Annotated in this window: 18 protein-coding genes and 1 pseudogene; 12 read left to right on the top strand and 7 right to left on the bottom strand. The window is 72.9% G+C overall.

Translation table 11 applies throughout. From position 1 onward, the window contains the following. Window positions 1-22 precede the first annotated feature (22 nt). The 6 genes from OG505_RS15845 to OG505_RS15820 all read left to right on the top strand — a co-directional run bounded on the left by OG505_RS15845 (window position 23) and on the right by OG505_RS15820 (window position 3,952). On the top strand, window positions 23-844 hold the full coding sequence (locus OG505_RS15845; RefSeq protein ID WP_405434154.1) for a DUF1206 domain-containing protein: 822 nt from the start codon (window positions 23-25) through the stop codon (window positions 842-844). A gap of 81 nt (window positions 845-925) precedes the next feature. Beyond that, window positions 926-2,149 carry a mechanosensitive ion channel family protein gene (locus tag OG505_RS15840; protein ID WP_405434152.1) on the top strand — a complete coding sequence of 408 codons (1,224 nt, stop codon included), beginning with the start codon at window positions 926-928 and terminating at the stop codon, window positions 2,147-2,149. Between the two features lie 249 nt (window positions 2,150-2,398). Beyond that, a complete protein-coding gene (locus OG505_RS15835) occupies window positions 2,399-2,833 on the top strand; it encodes a phage holin family protein (protein ID WP_405434151.1) in 435 nt (144 codons plus the stop codon). After that, window positions 2,830-3,192 (top strand): DUF3618 domain-containing protein, encoded by a 363-nt coding sequence (locus tag OG505_RS15830; protein ID WP_405434150.1) that lies wholly within the window; start codon window positions 2,830-2,832, stop codon window positions 3,190-3,192. Before OG505_RS15835 ends, OG505_RS15830 begins: the two co-directional genes overlap by 4 nt. Continuing rightward, window positions 3,189-3,461 carry a DUF4235 domain-containing protein gene (locus OG505_RS15825; protein WP_405434149.1) on the top strand — a complete coding sequence of 91 codons (273 nt, stop codon included), beginning with the start codon at window positions 3,189-3,191 and terminating at the stop codon, window positions 3,459-3,461. The genes OG505_RS15830 and OG505_RS15825 overlap by 4 nt, the downstream gene beginning before the upstream one ends. A gap of 287 nt (window positions 3,462-3,748) precedes the next feature. Then, window positions 3,749-3,952: a cold-shock protein gene (locus tag OG505_RS15820; RefSeq protein WP_013732668.1), complete on the top strand. Its 204-nt coding sequence runs from the start codon at window positions 3,749-3,751 to the stop codon at window positions 3,950-3,952. Window positions 3,953-4,055: 103 nt separating this feature from the next. Here OG505_RS15820 and OG505_RS15815 read toward each other — a convergent pair whose 3' ends face one another. Together OG505_RS15815 and OG505_RS15810 are read right to left on the bottom strand one after the other, a co-directional pair. Continuing rightward, on the bottom strand, window positions 4,056-4,250 hold the full coding sequence (locus OG505_RS15815) for a hypothetical protein (RefSeq protein WP_405434147.1): 195 nt from the start codon (window positions 4,248-4,250) through the stop codon (window positions 4,056-4,058). A gap of 94 nt (window positions 4,251-4,344) precedes the next feature. Then, window positions 4,345-5,328: an aldo/keto reductase gene (locus OG505_RS15810; RefSeq protein WP_405434145.1), complete on the bottom strand. Its 984-nt coding sequence runs from the start codon at window positions 5,326-5,328 to the stop codon at window positions 4,345-4,347. Window positions 5,329-5,410: 82 nt separating this feature from the next. Here OG505_RS15810 and OG505_RS15805 point away from each other — a divergent pair, with 82 nt between their 5' ends. Both OG505_RS15805 and OG505_RS15800 read left to right on the top strand, forming a co-directional pair. Then, a complete protein-coding gene (locus OG505_RS15805; RefSeq protein WP_405434143.1) occupies window positions 5,411-6,205 on the top strand; it encodes a trans-aconitate 2-methyltransferase in 795 nt (264 codons plus the stop codon). Then, window positions 6,202-7,224 (top strand): adenosine deaminase, encoded by a 1,023-nt coding sequence (locus OG505_RS15800; protein WP_405434141.1) that lies wholly within the window; start codon window positions 6,202-6,204, stop codon window positions 7,222-7,224. The genes OG505_RS15805 and OG505_RS15800 overlap by 4 nt, the downstream gene beginning before the upstream one ends. Before the next feature lie 298 nt (window positions 7,225-7,522). On the opposite strand, the gene OG505_RS15795 is transcribed toward OG505_RS15800, so the two are convergent. Both OG505_RS15795 and OG505_RS15790 read right to left on the bottom strand, forming a co-directional pair. After that, complete coding sequence (locus OG505_RS15795) at window positions 7,523-8,926, bottom strand: ATP-binding protein (protein WP_405434140.1); 1,404 nt, start codon at window positions 8,924-8,926, stop codon at window positions 7,523-7,525. A gap of 29 nt (window positions 8,927-8,955) precedes the next feature. Further along, complete coding sequence (locus tag OG505_RS15790; RefSeq protein WP_007458139.1) at window positions 8,956-9,645, bottom strand: response regulator transcription factor; 690 nt, start codon at window positions 9,643-9,645, stop codon at window positions 8,956-8,958. Window positions 9,646-9,718: 73 nt separating this feature from the next. On the opposite strand from OG505_RS15790, the pseudogene OG505_RS15785 reads away from it, so the two are divergent. Further along, a pseudogene (locus OG505_RS15785) lies at window positions 9,719-10,632 on the top strand (ADP-ribosylglycohydrolase family protein). 231 nt (window positions 10,633-10,863) lie between these two features. On the opposite strand, the gene OG505_RS15780 reads toward OG505_RS15785, so the two are convergent. Then, entirely contained in the window at window positions 10,864-11,787 is a 924-nt protein-coding gene (locus OG505_RS15780; protein ID WP_405434138.1) for a DUF1775 domain-containing protein, read from the bottom strand. 189 nt (window positions 11,788-11,976) lie between these two features. Between OG505_RS15780 and thrS the strand changes: the two genes are divergently transcribed. Continuing rightward, window positions 11,977-13,986 (top strand): threonine--tRNA ligase, encoded by a 2,010-nt coding sequence (gene thrS / locus OG505_RS15775; protein WP_405434137.1) that lies wholly within the window; start codon window positions 11,977-11,979, stop codon window positions 13,984-13,986. Between the two features lie 258 nt (window positions 13,987-14,244). Next, window positions 14,245-14,757, top strand: coding sequence for an HIT family protein (locus OG505_RS15770; RefSeq protein ID WP_405434519.1), 513 nt, complete (start codon window positions 14,245-14,247; stop codon window positions 14,755-14,757). A 46-nt stretch (window positions 14,758-14,803) separates the two neighbouring features. On the opposite strand, the gene OG505_RS15765 is transcribed toward OG505_RS15770, so the two are convergent. Next, complete coding sequence (locus OG505_RS15765; RefSeq protein ID WP_405434135.1) at window positions 14,804-15,286, bottom strand: hypothetical protein; 483 nt, start codon at window positions 15,284-15,286, stop codon at window positions 14,804-14,806. 97 nt (window positions 15,287-15,383) lie between these two features. Here OG505_RS15765 and OG505_RS15760 point away from each other — a divergent pair, with 97 nt between their 5' ends. Continuing rightward, window positions 15,384-16,442, top strand: a complete 1,059-nt coding sequence (locus OG505_RS15760; RefSeq protein ID WP_405434134.1) for an aldo/keto reductase — start codon at window positions 15,384-15,386, stop codon at window positions 16,440-16,442. A gap of 554 nt (window positions 16,443-16,996) precedes the next feature. Here OG505_RS15760 and OG505_RS15755 read toward each other — a convergent pair. Further along, on the bottom strand, window positions 16,997-19,153 hold the full coding sequence (locus OG505_RS15755) for an elongation factor G-like protein EF-G2 (RefSeq protein ID WP_405434132.1): 2,157 nt from the start codon (window positions 19,151-19,153) through the stop codon (window positions 16,997-16,999). Between the last annotated feature and the right edge of the window lie 47 nt (window positions 19,154-19,200).

Genomic DNA, 19,200 nt, shown 5'->3' with positions numbered 1-19,200 from the left:
CGAAATCGGAGACTGTGGCGGCATGTCACTCACCCGTAGCGCCGAAGCCACCGCCTCCCGCACGGCGGACAGCCGGTGGCTGGAACTTCTCGCCCGGGCCGGCTTCATCGGCTACGGCATCGTCCACCTGCTCTTCGCCTGGCTGGCCCTGCAGATCGCGTTCGGCACGTCGTCCGACGACGGCGACCAGTCCGGCGCGCTGCGGACGCTCGCCGCGCAGCCGCTGGGCAAGTTCCTGGTCATCGCCACCGCGGTCGGCCTGCTCGCCATGGCGATCTGGCAGGGGTTGGAGGCGGCGGTCGGGCACCGCGCCGAGCGCGGCAGGGAACGGGTCACCGAACGGCTCGCCTCGGCCGGCCGGACCATCGTCTACCTCTACTTTGCCTGGACCGCGTTCAAGGTCTTCTCCGACGCCGGCTCGAACAGCGCCGACCAGCAGGAGGCGCTGACCGGCAAGCTGATGACCTCCACCGGGGGCCGCTGGGTGGTCGGCCTCGCCGGGCTGGTGCTCGCCGCCGTCGGCGTCGGTCTGGTGATCTACGGGATCCTCAAGAAGTTCGACAAGCACCTGAAGACCGGCGAGATGAGCCCGAAGACCCGCAAGCTGGCCCGCCGGCTGGGCATCGCCGGGTACGTCGCGAAGGGCGTCGCGTACGGCATCGCCGGCCTGCTGGTCATCGTGGCGGCGGTGAACTACGACCCGGAGAAGGCCCGTGGTCTGGACGCCGCGCTGCACGCCCTGGGTGAGCAGTCGTACGGCACCGCCCTGCTGACCCTGGTCGCCCTGGGCATCGCCTGCTTCGGCGTCTACTGCTTCCTCCAGTCCCGGTACCGCAAGGTCTGAGCTGGTCGATATCGGGGACGTCGGGCACTATTGGGCTTTTGCCCGAAGTACCGCCCCCGGTCGAAGGGAAGCGCTCCACTCGTGCAGAGCTATTTCGAAACGGCCGTCGCCGCGCTCGCCGCGGCGGCGGTCGCCCTCTTCCTGGTCGCGGTCATCCACCGGCTCACCCGACGGTTCGGTCGGCGCTCGCTGTTGATGACCGAGTTGACCGACCACGCGCACCGCCCGATCCAGGTCGCCGCCACGGTGCTCGCGGTGCAGTTCGCCGCCCGCTTCAGCACCGGGTACGCCGTCGGTGAGAGCTGGCGGCGGCTGCTGCTGCACCTGCTGGTGCTCTGCGTGATCGCCAGCGCGGCCTGGCTGGTGGCGGCGCTGCTGGTCGTCGTGGAGGACACCGCGCTCGCCCGGTTCCGCGTCGACGTGCCGAACAACCGACACGCCCGCCGGGTACGCACCCAGGTGGTGATGCTGCGGCGGTTGACCATCGCGGTGATCGTCATCCTGACCGTCGGCGTGATGCTGATGACGTTCCCGAGCGTGCGTGGCATCGGCGCCGGCGTGCTGACCTCCGCCGGTGTGGTCGGTGTGGTGGCCGCGCTGGCCGCCCAGAGCCTGCTCGGCAACGTCTTCGCCGGGCTGCAGCTCGCCTTCAGCGACGCGGTCCGTCTCGACGACGTGGTGGTCGTCGAGGGGGAGTGGGGTCGGATCGAGGAGCTGACCCTCAGCTACGTGGTGGTCCAGATCTGGGACGACCGGCGGCTGATCCTGCCCACCTCGTACTTCACCAGCACGCCCTTTCAGAACTGGACCCGGACCGAGGCGGCCGTGCTCGGCACCGCCGAGTTCGACGTCGACTGGGCCGTACCGGTGCAGACCATGCGGGAGGAGCTGCGCCGGCTGGTCGAGGGCACCGAGCTGTGGGACGGCCGGGTCTGCGTCCTGCAGGTCACCGACGCCACCGGCGGGACGGTACGGGTGCGCGCGCTGGTCAGCGCCGCCGACGCGGGCAGCCTGTGGGACCTGCGCTGCCTCGTCCGCGAGCACCTGGTGGGCTGGATCCGGGACAACCGGCCCACCGCGATGCCGCGGATGCGCACCGAGTTGGGCGACGCCAGCAGCAACCTGCCGTGGCAGTGGGTGCAGCCCCGGCGGCCGACCCGCCGTCCGAGCGCCACTGAGGCCCCCGACGACGCGCGCGTCTTCGGCGGCAGTGACGACGGCGACGCCCGCAGCGAAGCCTTCGTCGGCCCCGACGAAACCCTCACCCCCACCCCCAGTCCCACCACCCCGTCCCCCACCCGCTGACCCCTTCGGTGATCAGGAGGTTTGCGTCAGGGAAGGCGTCACTCCTGACGCAAACCTCTTGATCACCATCAAAGGGGGGGTGGGCAGGGAGGTTTGGGTTGGCGTTGGCGGGGGACCTGCTGCCGGGCATCTCTGTCGGCGATCGGCGCGGCAACCGGACAACAGGAACGGTCACCGACCCGGGGCGCTCTAGGATTGACGGGCGGCAACTCCGGGCATACAGCGCGGTGATGAGGAAAGGAGGACAGCATGGCTGACGTGGCAAATGCCCGCACATCCCGCAATGGGAGCGAGCCCTCCACCGCCGAGCTGGTGCAGCGGGCCACCGAACAGGTCTCCCGTCTGGTACGGGACGAACTGGCGCTGGCCCGGGCGGAGTTGACCCAGAAGGGCAAGCACGCCGGCATCGGGATCGGCCTGTTCGGCGGCGGCGGCGCGCTGGCGTTCTACGGCCTGGGCGCGCTGGTCGTCACGGCGATCCTGCTGCTCGACCTGGTGCTGCCCGCCTGGGCCGCCGCGCTGATCGTCGCGGTGGCTCTCTTCCTGGTTGCCGGCATTCTCGCGCTGGTGGGAAAGAAGCAGGTCAGCCGTGCGGTCCCGCCGATGCCGGCGGCAGCGGTCCGCAGCATCCGGGCGGACGTGGACACCGTCGCCGCCGCGGTGAAGGACAGGGGCCGGGCATGACGGGCAACGGGACGGGCGACACCGAGGCGCTCCGCGAGGAGATCCGCCGCACCCGGGTCGAGCTGGGCGAGACGATGGAGGCGCTGGCCGCCAAGGCGGACGTCAAGGCCCGCCTGAAGGAGTCCGCCGAGCAGGCGCGGGAGCGGATGCGCGAGCAGGCGGCGCAGACCATGGCCCGGGTCCGCGGGCAGGCCGCCCGCGGCGCCGGGATGGCACGCGCCCAGGCGTACGACAAGGGCGGTCTGGTCCGCGAGAAGAGCGAGCTGGTACGACGCAACCCGGTGCCGTGGGCGGCGATCGCCGCCGGCGCGGTGGCCACCGTGGTGGTTCTGATGATCGTGCGGGGGAGGCGTAGGTGAGCAAGAGCATCGGCAGGGTCGCGTACCGGCCGGTCGGCGTGTTGTTGGGTATCGCCGCGGGTGCGGTGGCCGGCGCGATCTTCCGGCAGGTCTGGAAGGTCACGGCGGGCGACGGCGAGGCGCCCAACGCCACCGACGAGGACCGCCGCTGGGGCGAGATCCTGGCCGCCGCGGCGTTGCAGGGGGCCATCTTCGCGGTGGTCCGCGCCGCCGTGGACCGGGGTGGAGCGGTCGGCGTTCGCCGGATGACCGGCCACTGGCCGGACTGACCGACATCGGCGTCAGGCCCCCTTTCCATATCGACGGGAAGGGGGCCTTTCGCACGGCTCCGCACGCCGCCCAGCGACCTCGGGCATCCGTCAGGTCACATGTCGGAGAAATTCGTCGGACAGGTCGTGCAGACTTTTTGCGTACGTGATTTGCTGTTCCACGCTGTTGCGAGATGGCGTGGGTTGAGAGAAGTTCCCTTCGTGGGGGCCGCCTCAGACGCCGCTGCTCGAAAACGGCCAATCGGCCGCACGGCGTGCACGGCCGCCAGTTTTAGAAGGAGATACACATGGCGCAGGGAACCGTGAAGTGGTTCAACGCTGACAAGGGCTTCGGCTTCATCACCGTCGACGGCGGGGGTGCTGACGTGTTCGTCCACTTCTCGGCCATCCAGTCCAGCGGCTACCGCACGCTGGAGGAGAACCAGCGAGTGGAGTTCGAGATCGCCCAGGGTCAGAAGGGCCCGCAGGCCGAGCAGGTCCGTCCCCTCTGACGAGGGTGGCCGGCCCCCGCCGGTCAGTGGACGACCCGGCCAGGGGTCGTTGCAGTAAAGCCCCGTATCCCTTCCGGGATGCGGGGCTTCCCACATCCATCCGTCAGCGTCGACGGCGCGAGCGCAGGCCCCACCAGAGCACGACCAACCCGGCCAGGGCCACGATCGGGCCGATCACCGCCCAGAGCCGCTCGTCGGTCATCGCGCTGCCGCTGACGTAGCCGAGGCCCTGCACCGTCCACACCGCACCGATCACCACGGCCAGCAGGCCGAGGGTGAGCGTCAGCCACCCCCTCATCGCGCGCCCTCCTTCCCGGATCGGGCGGCACGCCGCCCGAGGCCCCCAGCATCGCCGTCGCGGCAGTGCGACGCGAGCACCCGGGGTGGGCGGCTCACCACCGGTCGTGCACCTGTGGGCGGATCAGCTCGTCGTAGACCTCGCGTACCCCGGCCAGCTGCGTGGCCGTGAGCGGCGGCAGGTCGGCCGCGGCGGCGTTGCGCCGGGCCTGCTCGGCGTCGCGGGCGCCGGGGATGACGACGGTGACACCGGCCTGGTCCAGCACCCAGCGCAGCGCGAACTGCGCCATCGTGCGGTCGGAGTCGACAAGCGGCGCGAGTCGGCGCACGGCCGCGAGCCCCTGCGCGTAGTCGACGCCGGAGAACGTCTCGCCCACGTCGAACGCCGCGCCGTGGCGGTTGTAGTTGCGGTGGTCGTCGGCCGGGAACTCGGTGTTCTCGTCGTAGCGGCCGGAGAGCAGGCCGCTGGCCAGCGGCACCCGGGCGATGATGCCGACACCGGCCTGCGCGGCTGCCGGCAGCACCTGCTCCAGCGGCTTGTGCCGGACGGCGTTGAGGATGATCTGGACGCTGGCCACGCCGGGCCGGGCGATGGCCGTGAGCGCCTGGTCGCAGGTCTCCACGCTGACGCCGTACCCCGCGATGGCCTTCTCGGCGACGAGGGTGTCCAGGGCGTCGAAGACGGCGTCGTCGGCGAAGACGGCAGTCGGCGGGCAGTGCAGCTGGACCAGGTCCAGGGTGTCCATGCCGAGGTTGGCCCGGGACCGGTCGGTCCACTGCCGGAAGTTGGCCAGGGTGTACGCCTCCGGCCGCTGCTCGACGCGCCGGCCCATCTTCGTGGCGACGGTCAGGCCGGCGTCGGGCCGGGAGCGGAGGAAGCGGCCGATCAACTGCTCGCTGCGGCCGTCGCCGTACACGTCGGCGGTGTCCAGAAAGGTGACTCCGGCGTCCACGGCGGCGCTGAGCACGGCCATGGCGTCGGCCTCGCTGACCGTGCCCCAGTCGGCGCCGAGCTGCCAGGCGCCCAGGCCAACCACTGCGACGGTCCGGCCGAGCCGGTTGAAGCTGCGCTGTTCCATGCCCCGAGCCTAGTGATCGGGTTGCCGGCCTGCCACGCGAGCCGTACCGTCAACAAGACGGACGTACGGTTTGGAGGCGGAGATGTGGGATCCGACGACGTACCTGCGCTACGGCGACGAGCGCTCCCGGCCGTTTCACGACCTGCTCGCCCGGGTCCCGGCCGTCCGGCCCCGGACGGTGGTCGACCTCGGCTGCGGCCCCGGCCAGCTCACCGCGACCCTCGCCGAGCGCTGGCCGGACGCCCGGGTCGTCGGCCTCGACTCCGCGCCGGAGATGATCGACCGGGCGCGCGCCCTGCCGACCCCGGTCGAGTTCGCCGTCGCCGACCTGCGGAACTGGCGCCCGGCCGGCGACGAGGACGTGGTGGTCACCAACGCGGCTTTGCAGTGGGTGCCCGGCCACCAGGAGCTGCTGCGTCGCTGGGCCGCTGACCTGCCCGCCGGCGCCTGGCTCGCCATGCAGGTCCCCGGCAACTTCGACGCCCCGTCGCACCGGGCGCTGCGCGAGGTCGCCGGCCGTCCGGCCTGGCGTGCCGAGCTGGCCCCGCTACAGCGCGCCCACCCGGTCGACGACCCGGCCGACTACGCGCAGCTGCTGACCGCCGCCGGCTGCGCGGTGGACGCCTGGGAGACTACGTACGTGCACCTGCTGCCGGCCGAACCCGCCGCCGACCACCCGGTGCTGGCCTGGATGGAGGGCACCGCGCTGCGCCCCGTCCGGGCCGCCCTGGACGTCGCCGGCTGGTCGGCCTTCCGGGCCGAGCTGGGGGTACGGCTCGCCGCCGCGTACCCGGTGCGGCACGGTCAGGTGTCCTTCCCGTTCCGCCGCGTCTTCGTCGTCGCCCGCACCGGCGCTCATGCCCAGGAGAACCCGTGACCGACCTGACCACCTTCATCGCCGGCCTGCCCAAGGCGGAGCTGCACGTGCACCACGTCGGCTCCGCCTCCCCCCACATCGTCGCCGAGCTGGCCGCCCGGCACGAGGGCCGCTCGCCGGTGCCGGCCGACCCGGCGGCCCTCGCCGACTACTTCGAGTTCCGCGACTTCGCCCACTTCGTCGAGGTCTACCTGAGCGTCGTCGACCTCATCCGCGACCCGGAGGACGTCTGGCTCCTCACCCACGAGGTGGCCCGGGAGCTGGCCCGCCAGCAGGTCCGTTACGCGGAGCTGACCATCACCCCGTACTCGCACGTGCGCCGGGGCATCCCCGCGCCGGCGTTCTGCGAGGCGATCGAGGACGCCCGCAAGCGCGCCGCCGCCGACTTCGGCCTCGACCTGCGCTGGTGTTTCGACATCCCCGGCGAGGCCGGCCTGCCGGCGGCCGAGGAGACGCTGCGCATCGCACTCGACGAGCGCCCTGACGGGCTGATCAGCTTCGGTCTCGGCGGCCCCGAGATCGGCGTGCCCCGGCCGCAGTTCCGACCCTTCTTCGACCAGGCCCGCGCCGCCGGGCTCCGCTCGGTGCCGCACGCGGGCGAGACCACCGGCCCGCAGACCATCTGGGACGCGCTGAACGAGCTGGGCGCCGAGCGGATCGGCCACGGCATCTCCGCCGCCCAGGACCCGGAGCTGCTCGCGCACCTGGCCGAGCGGCAGATCGGCATGGAGATCTGCCCGACGTCCAACGTACGGACCCGGGCCGTGGCCAACCTCGACGAGCACCCGCTGCCCCGGCTGGTCGAGGCCGGGCTGCTCGTCACCATCAACTCCGACGACCCGCCGATGTTCGGCACCACCCTCAACGACGAGTACGCGGTGGCCGCCCGACTGCTCGGGGCGGGCCCGGGGGAGCTGGCCGCACTGGCCCGCAACGCGGTGACCGCGTCCTTCCTGGACGCGGCCGGCAAGCAGCGGATCACCGCCGAGATCGACGCGTACCTCGCCAGCGCCGGCTGACGCCGGTCGGGCTGGGCCGCTCGGGTGAGCGGGGCGCGCGGCGGGAGCGTGGGTGTGGGGGGACCTGAGACTCCCGCCGCGCGCGCGGCTCCACCGGCGGTGTGGGTGCGCGGTGCGCTGGCCGGTGGAACTGGTGGGTTCGTGCACTGATCCTGTCAGCCCGCGAGCCTCCGACCGCCATCGTTAACCGCGATCTAAGGAAGACTTGCGCCGCCGCACAGCCCCAGTCCGCTCAGTCGATCGGAGCGCCCCCGTCGGCCGATCGGTCGACGATGGACAGTCGCCGGTACGGGGGTGCTCAGTCGTCGGTGGGGCGCTGGCGGGGCCAGCGACGGCCGCTCGTCTTCTGGTCCCGGGCGTCGCGCGCCATCCGGCCCACGAGGCCGAACCGGTTGACCTGCCGGGGCGTCGCCTCCGGATCGGCGAGCAGCATCACCACGCTGGCGCCGCCCAACCGGGCCCGGTCGATGCTGACCGAGCCGTTGGCCTGCAACGCCACCCGCTTGGCGATGTCCAGGCCGAGCCCGGTGGAGCCCTGGTCGCTGGTGCCCCGCCGCAGCGCCCGGTCCGGGTTGGCGATGCCCGGGCCGGCGTCGTCGATCCGAATCGCCACGTATCCGTCGCGGCGGGACACCGCCACCTCGAACGCCGTTCCCTGCGGGGTGTAGCGAAAGACGTTGCCGATCACCGCGTCCAGCGCGGCGGCCAGCTCGGCGCGCGGCACGGGCGCGGGGATGCGCAGCTGAGCGCCGTTGACCCGGTGTGGCCGGTTCTGGTCACCGGCGAGCGCCGCCCAGAACACCATCCGGTCCCGGACGACCTCGCTGACGTCGCACATGGCCGGGCCGGCCTCGTGGGCCACCGCCTTGCGGGTGGTCTTGATCAGCACGTCGATCTCACCTTCGAGGGTGACGATCGCCTGCCGGATCCGCCGGATGCCCCGCAGCCGGTCCAGCTCCGCCGGGCTGAACGAGCCCACGCTGGTGTCGTCGGACTCCAGCGCCTCCGCGTCCAGCCGGAGCACGGTCAACGGCGTCCGCAGCCGGTGTGACAGGTCGGCCACCAGCTCCCGCTCATCGGTGCGCGCCGCGTCCAGCCGGTCGGCCATCCGGTTGAAGGCGTACCCGGCCTCCGCCAGCTCACGGGGGCCGGTCGGCTCCACGCGTACGCCCAGGTCGCCGTCGCCGATCGACAGGGCGGCCTTGACCAGACCTCGGGTGGCGTCCACCGCGCGGGCGGCCACCCGGTCGACCACCAGCACCGCCGCGCCGGCCATCGCCGCGCCCACTCCGAACAGCAACAGCCAGGTGCCGCCGGCGCCCTCGCCCAACGTCGAGTCCGCCACGAACACCTCGACCACGGCCGTCCGGTCGCCGAGGACCACCGGGTCGAGCCGGACCACCCCGCCGTCGACGTCGGTGACCAGCGAGCGCCGCTCGGCGCGGGCCCGGTCCAGGTCGCTGCCGCTGGCGCGGCCGGCGGACTCGTCCAACCCCAGCCCGTGCACCACCGGCCGCCTCGACGCGCCGTCACCACTGGCCACGACGGCACGCTCCACCACCGCCGGGTCCGTGCTCACCGCCAGCGCCCCGGTCACCAGCGCGCTGCGTCGGGCCGCGTCGGCGATCGCCTCCTCCCGGCTCTGCTCGCGCAGGCTCAACCCGAGCGGGATCAGGAACGCGAGCGCGACGAGGCTGCACATGCCGGCCGTGAGCAGGGCCAGCGCCGTCCTCAGTCCGGTGCCACCAGCCGGAACCCGACCCCCCGCACGGTGCGCAGGTAGCGCGGCTTCGCCGCGGACTCGCCCATCTTTCGGCGGAGCCAGTACAGGTGTACGTCGATGGTCTGATCCTCGCCGACCGATGGCTGCCGCCATACCTCCTCCAAGAGTTCCCGGCGGGACACTACCCGTCCGGGTCGTGCGGCGAGATACGCCAGCAGGTCGAATTCCTTGCGGGTCAGCGCCAGCGGCTCGCCGTCGAGCTGGGCGCTGCGCTCACCGACGTCGACCCGCAGGCCGCCGACGGTGTGCACCGCGGGCTGCACCGTCCGGCTGGCCCGCCCGGCACGCCGCAGCACCGTGGTGATGCGGGCGTCCAGGTGCGCGCCCGTGAACGGCTTGACCATGTAGTCGTCGGCCCCGGCGCGCAGCAGCTTGACCACCGACTGCTCGTCGTCGCGGGCCGTGGCGATGATGATCGGGACGTCGGTGATGCCGCGCAGCATCCGCAGGGCGTCGGAACCGTCCAGATCGGGCAGGCCGAGGTCCAGCACCACCAGGTCGGGTGTCTCCGCGGCGACCCGGCGCAACGCGTCCAGGGCGGTGCCCACGGCGTGCACGGCATGCCCCCGGTCAGCGAGGGACCGCAGCATCGCGCCGCGTACGACGTGATCGTCTTCGACCAGGAGCACGGAGGCCACGACAAGACCGTACTTGGCCTGGCAAGTTGATCGCGTTGCGACGTGCCTGGGAACCGGGCAAGCTGGTACGACGATGTCCTTCATCCTGTTCGCCGACGCCCGCCTGGCGCTCGCCCGGGACAGCCTCGCCGGCCTCTCCACCGGCGACGCGCTCGGGGCGCGGTTCTTCCTGCCGGAGCCGCCGGAGGACCTCGCCGACGTCACGCTGCCGCCCGCGCCCTGGGAATGGACCGACGACACCGAGATGGCCTGCTCGGTCCTCGCCGAGCTGGCCCACTCCGGTGGCGTCGACCGCGACCGGCTGGCTCTGGCCTTCGCCGAGCGGTGTGCTCCACGCCGGGGCTACGGGGCTGGCGCGATGGCGATCCTGCGGCTGATCCGCACCGGCACCCCGTGGCCGGTGGCGGCCGCGTCGGCCTTCGACGGCCAGGGCTCCTGCGGCAACGGCGCGGCGATGCGGGTCGGTCCGCTGGGTGCGTACTTCGCCGACTCCACCGCACGTGCCGCAGCGCAGGCCCGCGCCTCGGCCGAGGTGACCCATGCGCACCCGGAGGGGGTCGCCGGCGCCGTCGCGGTGGCCGTGGCCGCCGCGACGGCCGCCCGGGGCCGCCTCGACGGGCACCGGCCAGCCCCGGATCGCCTGCTCGCCGGGGTCGCCGCCGCGCTGGATCCGGGCAGCGAGGTGCACCGGAGCGTGAGCCGGGCGGCGGAGCTGCTCGGCCGACCGGTGGACCGGGTGGTTGCGGAACTCGGCAACGGCTCCCGGGTGACCGCGCAGGACACCGTCGGATTCACCCTCTGGGTGGCCGCGACCCACCTCGACGACTATCCGACGGCGATCCGGAGGTGCGTCCGGGCGGGGACATGGACACCACGGCCGCCATCGTCGGGGCGATCGTGGCCGCGTACACGGGTGTCGGCACCCCGGGCGGGGTGCCCGAGGCGTGGCTGGCGGCCCGCGAGCCGCTACCTCCCTGGGCACCCTGACCTCGCCTCTCCCCTGGGAGCCCTGACCTCGCCTCCCCCTGGGTTCCGCGACTCCGCTGTCACCTGGGTGCCCTCAGCCGCTTCGGCCCGCGACGCCGGCCGCCAACCTGTCCTTCCGCTCCTTTGCTCTGCTTCAACCCACGCACCACTCGGGGGGCGTAAGTGTTGCGTGGGTTGAAGCAGAGCAAAGGGGCAGAGTAAGTGGTTCTGTCCGGTCTCCGGCCGAGCCGGTCAGCCGATGCGGACCGGGGTGCCGACCGAGGCCGACTCCGCGCCGGGCGCCTGGTCGACCTGCGCCTGGTCGGTCTGCACCGGCTCTGGTGCGTCGTCCCCTGCACCGGTCACCTCGGCCAGGGCCGCGTCCTCGGCCGGGTCGCGTCGGCGCCACCGGCTGACCAGCCAGCCGATCGCCGCGCCGCCGCCCAGGCCGGCCAGCAGCCCGCCGGCGAGCATCGCGTCGGCGTTGCCGGACTCCTCGCCGGAACCACCCGACCCGGCCACCGCCGCGCCCCCGCCAGCGGTGTCGCCGCCAGCAGTGTCGGCGTCGGCGGGACCGTTCGCCGCGCCGGCCGCCGGAGCGCCGTGCCCGCCGTGCCCGACCGGTCCGGCCGCACCCGCCGCCGCGGGCAACAGCGTCAGCACCGGGGCCCGGTGTGCGCCGCTGGTGTCCGCCCACCGGACAGCCATGCCGTCGGCGTACGTCTGGACGACCTCGAAGGTGAGCCGCTCCGCCTGCGGCAGCGGGCCCATCGACAGGGTCAGCTTTGCCGGTCCGGACGCGCCCGCGCCGACGCGGACCCAGGTCACCGCCGTGGTCACGGTGCTCACTCCGGAGGAGTGGATGCCGGTCACCGGCTTGTCCAACGTACGGGAGCTGATCGTGGGTGCCCAGCCGTCGACCGACATCGGATAGACCTCGGCCACCGGGGCGTCGGCCGGCAACCGGACCTCGATCCGGGTGGTCTTCGTGCCGGCCCGCTCCTCGGGCACGGTGAACTCCAGCCGTACGGCGTCGCCCTGGCGGGCCTCGGTCGGAGTGGTCGTCACGTCCGCGGCGCGCGCCGCCGTACCGGGCCAGAGCAGCAGCCCCGCGGCGGTCAGCGCGGTCACCGCCGCGATTCGCCGCGGGCGGCCTCCGCCGTGCGTGCTCGCCATCTCGTGCCCCCATCCGTCTCGACGCGACCGGCTCCGGTTTCCGGCCACACCCTCTAGTTCGGCTGGCAGGCGCGAAAGGTTCAACGCCGGACGCGAGGAAGGTGCCCTTCCCGACCGGGAGGGGGTGGACCGATAGCATCGGCAGGAGCCGAGGATCGGCGCCGTCTCGTACTGCTTGGAGGAGTCACCGTGTCCGCACCCCGTACCCCCGCCGTGGCCGACCCTGTCGTCGTCGCCGCCGGGACGACGGCGGCCGACGCGGTGGCCGCGGCCGGACTGCCCGCGAACGGCCCCAAGGCGATCGTCGTGGTCCGCGACCCGCAGGGTCAGCTGCGCGACCTGGACTGGGCGCCGACCGAGGAGACGACCGTCGAGCCGGTCAGCCTGGATTCGCCCGACGGGCTCAACGTGCTGCGCCACTCCACCGCGCACGTGCTCGCACAGGCCGTGCAGGACGTCTTCCCCGAGGCCAAGCTGGGCATCGGCCCGCCCATCGAGAACGGCTTCTACTACGACTTCGACGTCGCCAAGCCGTTCCAGCCCGATGACCTCAGCAAGCTCGAGAAGCGCATGCAGGAGATCATCAAGTCCGGGCAGCGGTTCCGTCGCCGCCGCTTCGGCAGCCTCGACGAGGCGCGCGCCGAGCTGGCCGACGAGCCGTTCAAGCTGGAGTTGATCGAGGTCAAGGGCGAGGGCCTGGACACCGACGAGGTGATGGAGGTCGGCGGCGGCGAGCTGACCATCTACGACAACCTCGACGCCAAGGAGGACAAGGTCTGCTGGTCGGACCTGTGCCGGGGCCCGCACCTGCCGACCACCCGACTGATCGGCGCGTTCAAGCTGATGCGCTCCGCCGCCGCGTACTGGCGCGGGTCGGAGAAGAACCCCCAACTACAGCGGGTGTACGGCACCGCGTGGCCGACCCGCGACGAGCTCAAGGCGTACCTGAAGCTGTTGGAGGAGGCCGCCCGGCGCGACCACCGCAAGCTCGGCGCGGACCTTGACCTGTTCAGCTTCCCCGACGAGATCGGCTCGGGCCTGGCGGTCTTCCACCCCAAGGGCGGGATCATCCGCCGCGAGATGGAGCACTACTCGCGGCGGCGGCACGAGGAGGCGGGGTACGAGTTCGTCAACACCCCGCACATCTCCAAGGCGCAGCTGTTCCAGACCTCCGGGCACCTGCCGTACTACGCGGACACGATGTTCCCGCCCATGCAGCTGGAGGGCGCGGATTACTACCTCAAGGCCATGAACTGCCCGATGCACAACCTGATCTTCAGGTCGCGGGGGCGGTCGTACCGTGAGCTGCCGCTGCGGATGTTCGAGTTCGGCACGGTCTACCGGTACGAGAAGTCCGGCGTCGTGCACGGCCTCACCCGGGTCCGTGGTCTGACCCAGGACGACTCGCACATCTACTGCACCCGCGAGCAGATGGCCGGTGAGCTGTCCACGTTGCTCAGCTTCGTGCTGGACCTGCTGCGCGACTACGGGCTGGACGACTTCTACCTGGAGTTGTCGACCCGGGACGACTCGCCCAAGTTCATCGGCGCCGACGAGGACTGGGCGGAGGCGACCGAGGCGCTGCGTATCGCCGCCGAGACCTCCGGCCTGGAGTTGGTGCCCGACCCGGGCGGCGCGGCGTTCTACGGGCCGAAGATCTCCGTGCAGGCGCGCGACGCGATCGGCCGGACCTGGCAGATGTCCACCATCCAGGTCGACTTCAACCAGCCGGAGCGGTTCGGGTTGGAATACCAGGCCGCCGACGGCAGTCGCCAGCGGCCCGTGATGATCCACCGGGCGCTGTTCGGGTCGATCGAGCGGTTCTTCGGGGTGCTCACCGAGCACTACGCGGGGGCGTTCCCGGCCTGGCTGGCGCCGGTGCAGGTGGTGGGCATCCCGATCCGCGAGGACCACACCGACTACCTGCACGGTTTCGTCGCCGCGCTGCGCGCCGAGGGCATCCGGGCCCAGGTGGACGCGGGTGACGACCGGATGCAGAAGAAGATCCGCACGGCGCAGCAGCAGAAGATCCCGTTCATGGTGATCGCCGGCGACGACGACGTGGCCGCCGGCACGGTGTCCTTCCGCTACCGCGACGGCTCCCAGCGCAACGGTGTGCCGGTCGCCGAGGCGGTCACCCACGTCCTCGACGTGGTGACCTCCCGGACGAACGTGGGCCCGTCGGCTGCACCGGAGTAGCCCGCGCCGGCGTCGCGTGTCGCGCGCCGCCCGTCATGATCGCGCTCGATCCAGGACGTAGTGGCCTCCCCGGCGCGGGAGGCCACTACTTCCATGTTCGAGCGCGATCATCGCCCGGAGGCGGTGGCCAGGTCTTGGCGGCAATCCGTCAACAACTTGCAGCACGGAGTTTCCCGGCGACGGGTGTCGCGGCCCGCCCACGCGGCTCCGTAGGATCGGCTCGTGACAGGGGCGGAGCGGCACACGGACAGCGACGGCATGACGGACGGCCTGGAACGGCTCTGGACGCCGCACCGGATGACCTACATTTCCGGCGAGGACCGCCCGGCCGAGGGCTACGAGAAGCCGACCGGCTGCCCGTTCTGTCTGGCTCCCGGGCTGTCCACCGAGGAGAGTCTGGTGGTCGCCCGCGGCGAGCGCGTCTTCGTCGTGCTCAACCTCTACCCGTACAACCCGGGGCACCTGCTGGTCTGCCCCTACCGGCACGTCGCCGACTACACCGACCTCGACGAGCCGGAGACCGTCGAGCTCGCCTCGTACACCCAGACGGCGATGCGGGTGATCCGCAAGGTCAGCAACGCGCACGGTTTCAACCTGGGGATGAACCAGGGCGGCGTGGCCGGCGCCGGCATCGCCGCCCACCTGCACCAGCACGTGGTGCCTCGCTGGGGCGGCGACGCGAACTTCATGCCGGTGATCGGCCGCACCAAGGTGCTGCCCCAGTTGCTCGGCGACACCCGCGACCTGCTCGCCCGCGCCTGGCCGTCCTGACCCGCCGGGTGCGACAGTTGCCGGCGCGAGGACCGCGCCGGGCCGGCTAGTCGGCGCGCAGCAGGTCGGCCAGCTCCGCCCAGCTCTGCACCGGGCGTACGCGGGGCAGCAGAGCAGCGTACGCGGCGACCTCCGCCCGGCGGGGCCGGAACAGGTAGCGGTGCGGCACCGAATCGAGGTAGCCGAGCACCTCCAGCCTGTCGTCCACGAAGTGGGTCAGTTCGAGCTGCCGGGCGATCGGCGCCTTGGCCGGCCGGGTCCGGCAGAAGTGCACCCGCTCGACGGGGATCCCGGTGCGGGCCGTGAAATCGTGGTGGGCCAGCCACTCCCGGGTCCGCCGCTCGGTGGACTCGCCGCACTTGGAGACGAGGTGCACCTCGTCGAACGCCGGCCCGAGCGCCGCGAGCGCGTCGAACGCCCCGTCGACCATCGGCGTGCGCAAATAGTGCGCGCCGAAGAAGGAGGTGTCGGCGTCGTCGTCGGCCGGCTCGATGAGCACACCGCCGATGTCCACGCCCAGCCGTCGCATGGCGTCGATCATGCCGCACGGCCCCGACGCGCGCCTACCGCGTTTCCGCGTGCGGGAGTTGCTACGCCCCGGCCCGTGAAGGTGGCACGATCGGCCGATGGCAGTGACGACACGGATGTTGGGGCGCAGCGGCATCGAGGTCAGCGCCCTCGGCATGGGGTGCTGGGCGATCGCCGGTCCCTGGGCGGAGGGCAGCCAGCCACTGGGCTGGGGCGCGGTCGACGACGACGAGTCCGTGCGGGCGGTACGCCGCGCGCTCGAGGTGGGCATCACCCTCTTCGACACCGCCGACACGTACGGCGCGGGCCACGGCGAGCGGGTGCTGGGGTGGGCCCTCGCCGGCCGCCGGGACGAGGCCGTGATCGCCACCAAGTGGGGCTACACGTTCGACGAGGCGACCCGGCAGGCGACCGGAAGGGACGCGTCACCGGCGTACCTGCGGCGGGCCGTGACCGCGTCGCTGCGTCGGTTGGGCACCGACCGGATCGACCTCTACCAGCTGCACCTGGCCGACCTGCCGGTGCCCCGCGCCGAGGCGCTGATCGGCGTCTGCGAGGACCTGGTCGCCGAGGGCCTGATCCGTGCGTACGGGTGGAGCACCGACCGCCCGGACCGGGCCGCCGCTTTTGGACAGGCCGCCTCCGGCGCCACCGCCGTGCAGCACGCCCTGTCGGTGCTGCGCGACGCCCCCGAGGTGCTCGCCGTCTGCGACAAGTACGACCTGGCCAGCGTCAACCAGGGGCCGCTGGGGATGGGGCTGCTCACCGGCAAGTACACGGCCGCGTCGACGTTGCCCCGCGACGACGTGCGCGGGTTGGCGCCGGGCTGGCTGGAGTGGTTCCGGGGCGGCCGTCCCGCGCCGGAGTGGCTGCGCCGGGTCGGGGCGGTCCGCGCCGCGCTGACCGCCGACGGGCGCACCCTCGCCCAGGGCGCGCTGGGCTGGATCTGGGCACGCAGCGGACGCACCATCCCGATCCCCGGCTGCCGTACGGTCGCCCAGGTCGAGGAGAACGCCGCCGCGCTGCGCCGGGGACCGCTGGCGCCGGACCAGTTCGTCGAGGTGGAACGCCAACTCGCCGCCCTGCGCACCGCCGCGCTGCGCGACGCCGATCGCCCGTACTGGCCCCGCCCCACCCACCCCACGACCCACCCCTGACCCGGACACCGCGCGTAGCGGGCACACCCTGTCCGACGCCGGTGCCGTGCCGTGCCGGGCCGCGCGGTGCCGGGCCGGGGTGCCGTGCCGTGCCGGGCCGCGCGGTGCCGGGCCGGGGTGCCGTGCCGTGCCGGGCCGCGCGGTGCCGGGCCGGGGTGCCGTGCCGTGCCGGGCCGCGCGGTGCCGGGCCGGGGTGCCGTGCCGTGCCGTGCCGGGTGCCGTGCGGTGCCGTGTGCCATGGCGGCACCGGGTGCTGTGCTGGTGTCGCGTCCTGTCGAGCTGCCCCAAATCTGGGGCAGCGCCGGTGCGGATGCGGTCCGCTCCGGCAGCGGCGCCCCGAATATGGGGCAGCTCGACAGGACGCGAACACGTAGGGCGCCCCCCACCCCGCCCGCGCGCGACGGCTCGCCTGCGACGGAGAGTCGTGCGGGACGGCGCGCGGGCAACAGGGTTAGCGGGCAAACAGGGTTAGCGGACACGCAGGGTTAGCGGACACGCAGGGTTAGCGGACACGCAGGATTGGCGGGCACGAGGGGCCTGCGTGGCTCGCAGGGTTACGGGGTGTGTTCCTTGCGGGCCTGGTCGGCCAGATGGGTGGGCATCGGGTCGTGGCGGACGAAGTGGCGGCGGAAGGTGCCCGTGCCGGCGGTCATCGAGCGCAGCTCGACGGCGTAGCGGAGCAGTTCGGTGGCCGGCACCTCGGCGCGCACGAGGGTGCGGCCCTCGGCGTCCTCGTCGGGTTCGGTGCCGAGCACCCGGCCGCGCCGGCTGGACAGGTCGCCCATCACCGCGCCCACCGAGCCGTCCGGCACCCGGACGGTCACCTCGTCGATCGGTTCCAGCAGCGTCGGCTGGCCACGCTCGGCGGCGTCGCGCAGCGCGAGCGCGCCGGCGGTCTGGAAGGCCGCGTCGGAGGAGTCGACGCTGTGCGCCTTGCCGTCGACGAGGGTGACCCGCAGGTCCACCGCCGGGTGGCCGGCGACCAGTCCGCGTTCCAGTTGGGCGCGGACGCCCTTCTCGATGGACGGGATGTAGTTGTGCGGCACCGCGCCGCCGACGATCCGGTCGACGAACTCGAAGCCGGCGCCGCGGGGCAGCGGCTCCACCTCGATGTCGCAGACGGCGTACTGGCCGTGGCCGCCGGACTGCTTGACGTGCCGGCCGTGCCCCCGTGCCGGCACGGTCAGCGTCTCGCGCAACGACACCTTGACCGGTTCGGTGTCCAGCTCGACGCCTCCGGCGCGCAGCCGGTCCAGCACGACGTCGGCGTGCGCCTCGCCCATGCACCAGAGCACCAGCTGGTGGGTCTCCGGGTTGCGCTCCAGCCGCAGGGTGGGGTCGCCGGCGACCAGCCGGGCGAGGTTGCGGGCCAGCGCGTCCTCGTCGGCGCGGCTGCGGGCGACGATCGCCACCGGCAGCAGCGGCTCCGGCATCTCCCAGGGCGCGATCAGCAGCGGGTTGTCCTTGGCCGAGACGGTGTCGCCGGTCTCGGCGGTGCCCGACTTGGTGATCGCGCAGATGTCGCCGGCCACGCAGTGCGGCACCTCGCGCAGGGTGGCGCCCAGCGGGGTGTAGATGTGCCCGACCCGCTCATCGGCGTCGTGGTCGGGGTGCCCGCGCTCGGCCATGCCGTGCCCGCAGATGTGCACGGTCTGTTCGGGGCGCAGCGTGCCGGAGAAGACCCGGACCAGCGAGACCCGGCCGACGTGGCGGTCGACGGTGGTCTTGACGACCTCGGCGACCAGCGGGCCATCCGGGTCGCAGGTCAGCGGTGGGCGGGGCGAGCCGTCCACGCCGGTGACCGCCGGCAGTTCGTGCTCCAGCGGTGACGGGAACGCGGCGGTCAGCACCTCCAGCAGGGTGTCCAGGCCGACGCCGGTCTCGGCGCAGACCGGCACCACCGGGTAGAAGTGGCCCCGGGCGACGGCCTTCTCCAGGTCGTCGATGAGCACCTCGGTGCTGATCTCCTCGCCGTCGAGGTAGCGGTCCATGAGGGTTTCGTCCTCGCTCTCGGCGATGATCCCCTCGATCAGCTCGTTGCGGGACTCGTCGATGGCCCGCTGGTGCTCCGGGTCCGGGTCACGGACGTCGGCGGGCAGCCCGGCGGAGTAGTCGAAGACCCGTCGGGTGATCAGCCCGAGCAGGCCCTCGGTGGAAACCCCGTCGTCGCCGAGCATCGGCAGGTACAGGGGCATCACGTTGTCGCCGAAGACCCGCTGGCAGAGCGCCACCGCCTCGTCGAAGTCGGCGCGGGGCTGGTCCAGTCGGGCCACCGCGACGGCGCGCGGCATGTCGACCGCGGCGCACTCCTCCCACAGCGCCACCGTGGCGGCGTCCATCCCACCGGCCGCCGAGACGACGAACAGCGCGGCGTCGGCGGCCCGCAGACCGGCCCGCAGCTCGCCGACGAAGTCGGCGTACCCGGGGGTGTCCAGCAGGTTGACCTTGATGCCGTTGTGCAGCAGCGGCGCGCAGGACAGGCTCACCGAGCGCTGCTGGCGTACGGCGGCCGGGTCGTGGTCGCCGACGGTGGTGCCGTCGACGACGCTGCCGGCCCGGCCGATGGTGCCGGTCACGGCGAGCAACGCCTCGACGAGCGTCGTCTTGCCCGCACCGGAATGCCCGACGAGCACCACGTTGCGAACCCCCGCGGGTTCGGTCACCACCGGCGTGCCGCCGGTGGTGCCCTTTTCCTGATTTTTCTGCGCCATGGGGCGCACCTCCCTCAGCCGGTGGTGGGTGGCGACCGCCGCGCGAG

Origin of the sequence: Micromonospora sp. NBC_00617, from assembly GCF_045161355.1 — a bacterium.
Classification (GTDB): Bacteria; Actinomycetota; Actinomycetes; order Mycobacteriales; family Micromonosporaceae; genus Micromonospora.
The sequence above is the reverse complement of the archived record's forward strand: the minus strand, read 5'-3'. Positions and strand labels throughout refer to the sequence as shown.

Bases quoted from the DNA above. Each gene is read 5' to 3' on its own strand.
- OG505_RS15765 (WP_405434135.1), bottom strand. From the start codon at position 15,286: ATGCGACGGCTGGGCGTGGACATCGGCGGTGTGCTCATCGAGCCGGCC.
- OG505_RS15770 (WP_405434519.1), top strand. From the start codon at position 14,245: ATGACGGACGGCCTGGAACGGCTCTGGACGCCGCACCGGATGACCTAC.
- OG505_RS15795 (WP_405434140.1), bottom strand. From the start codon at position 8,926: ATGTGCAGCCTCGTCGCGCTCGCGTTCCTGATCCCGCTCGGGTTGAGC.
- OG505_RS15760 (WP_405434134.1), top strand. From the start codon at position 15,384: ATGGCAGTGACGACACGGATGTTGGGGCGCAGCGGCATCGAGGTCAGC.
- OG505_RS15780 (WP_405434138.1), bottom strand. From the start codon at position 11,787: ATGGCGAGCACGCACGGCGGAGGCCGCCCGCGGCGAATCGCGGCGGTG.
- OG505_RS15820 (WP_013732668.1), top strand. From the start codon at position 3,749: ATGGCGCAGGGAACCGTGAAGTGGTTCAACGCTGACAAGGGCTTCGGC.
- OG505_RS15810 (WP_405434145.1), bottom strand. From the start codon at position 5,328: ATGGAACAGCGCAGCTTCAACCGGCTCGGCCGGACCGTCGCAGTGGTT.
- OG505_RS15815 (WP_405434147.1), bottom strand. From the start codon at position 4,250: ATGAGGGGGTGGCTGACGCTCACCCTCGGCCTGCTGGCCGTGGTGATC.
- OG505_RS15755 (WP_405434132.1), bottom strand. From the start codon at position 19,153: ATGGCGCAGAAAAATCAGGAAAAGGGCACCACCGGCGGCACGCCGGTG.
- OG505_RS15845 (WP_405434154.1), top strand. From the start codon at position 23: ATGTCACTCACCCGTAGCGCCGAAGCCACCGCCTCCCGCACGGCGGAC.
- OG505_RS15835 (WP_405434151.1), top strand. From the start codon at position 2,399: ATGGCTGACGTGGCAAATGCCCGCACATCCCGCAATGGGAGCGAGCCC.
- OG505_RS15830 (WP_405434150.1), top strand. From the start codon at position 2,830: ATGACGGGCAACGGGACGGGCGACACCGAGGCGCTCCGCGAGGAGATC.
- OG505_RS15805 (WP_405434143.1), top strand. From the start codon at position 5,411: ATGTGGGATCCGACGACGTACCTGCGCTACGGCGACGAGCGCTCCCGG.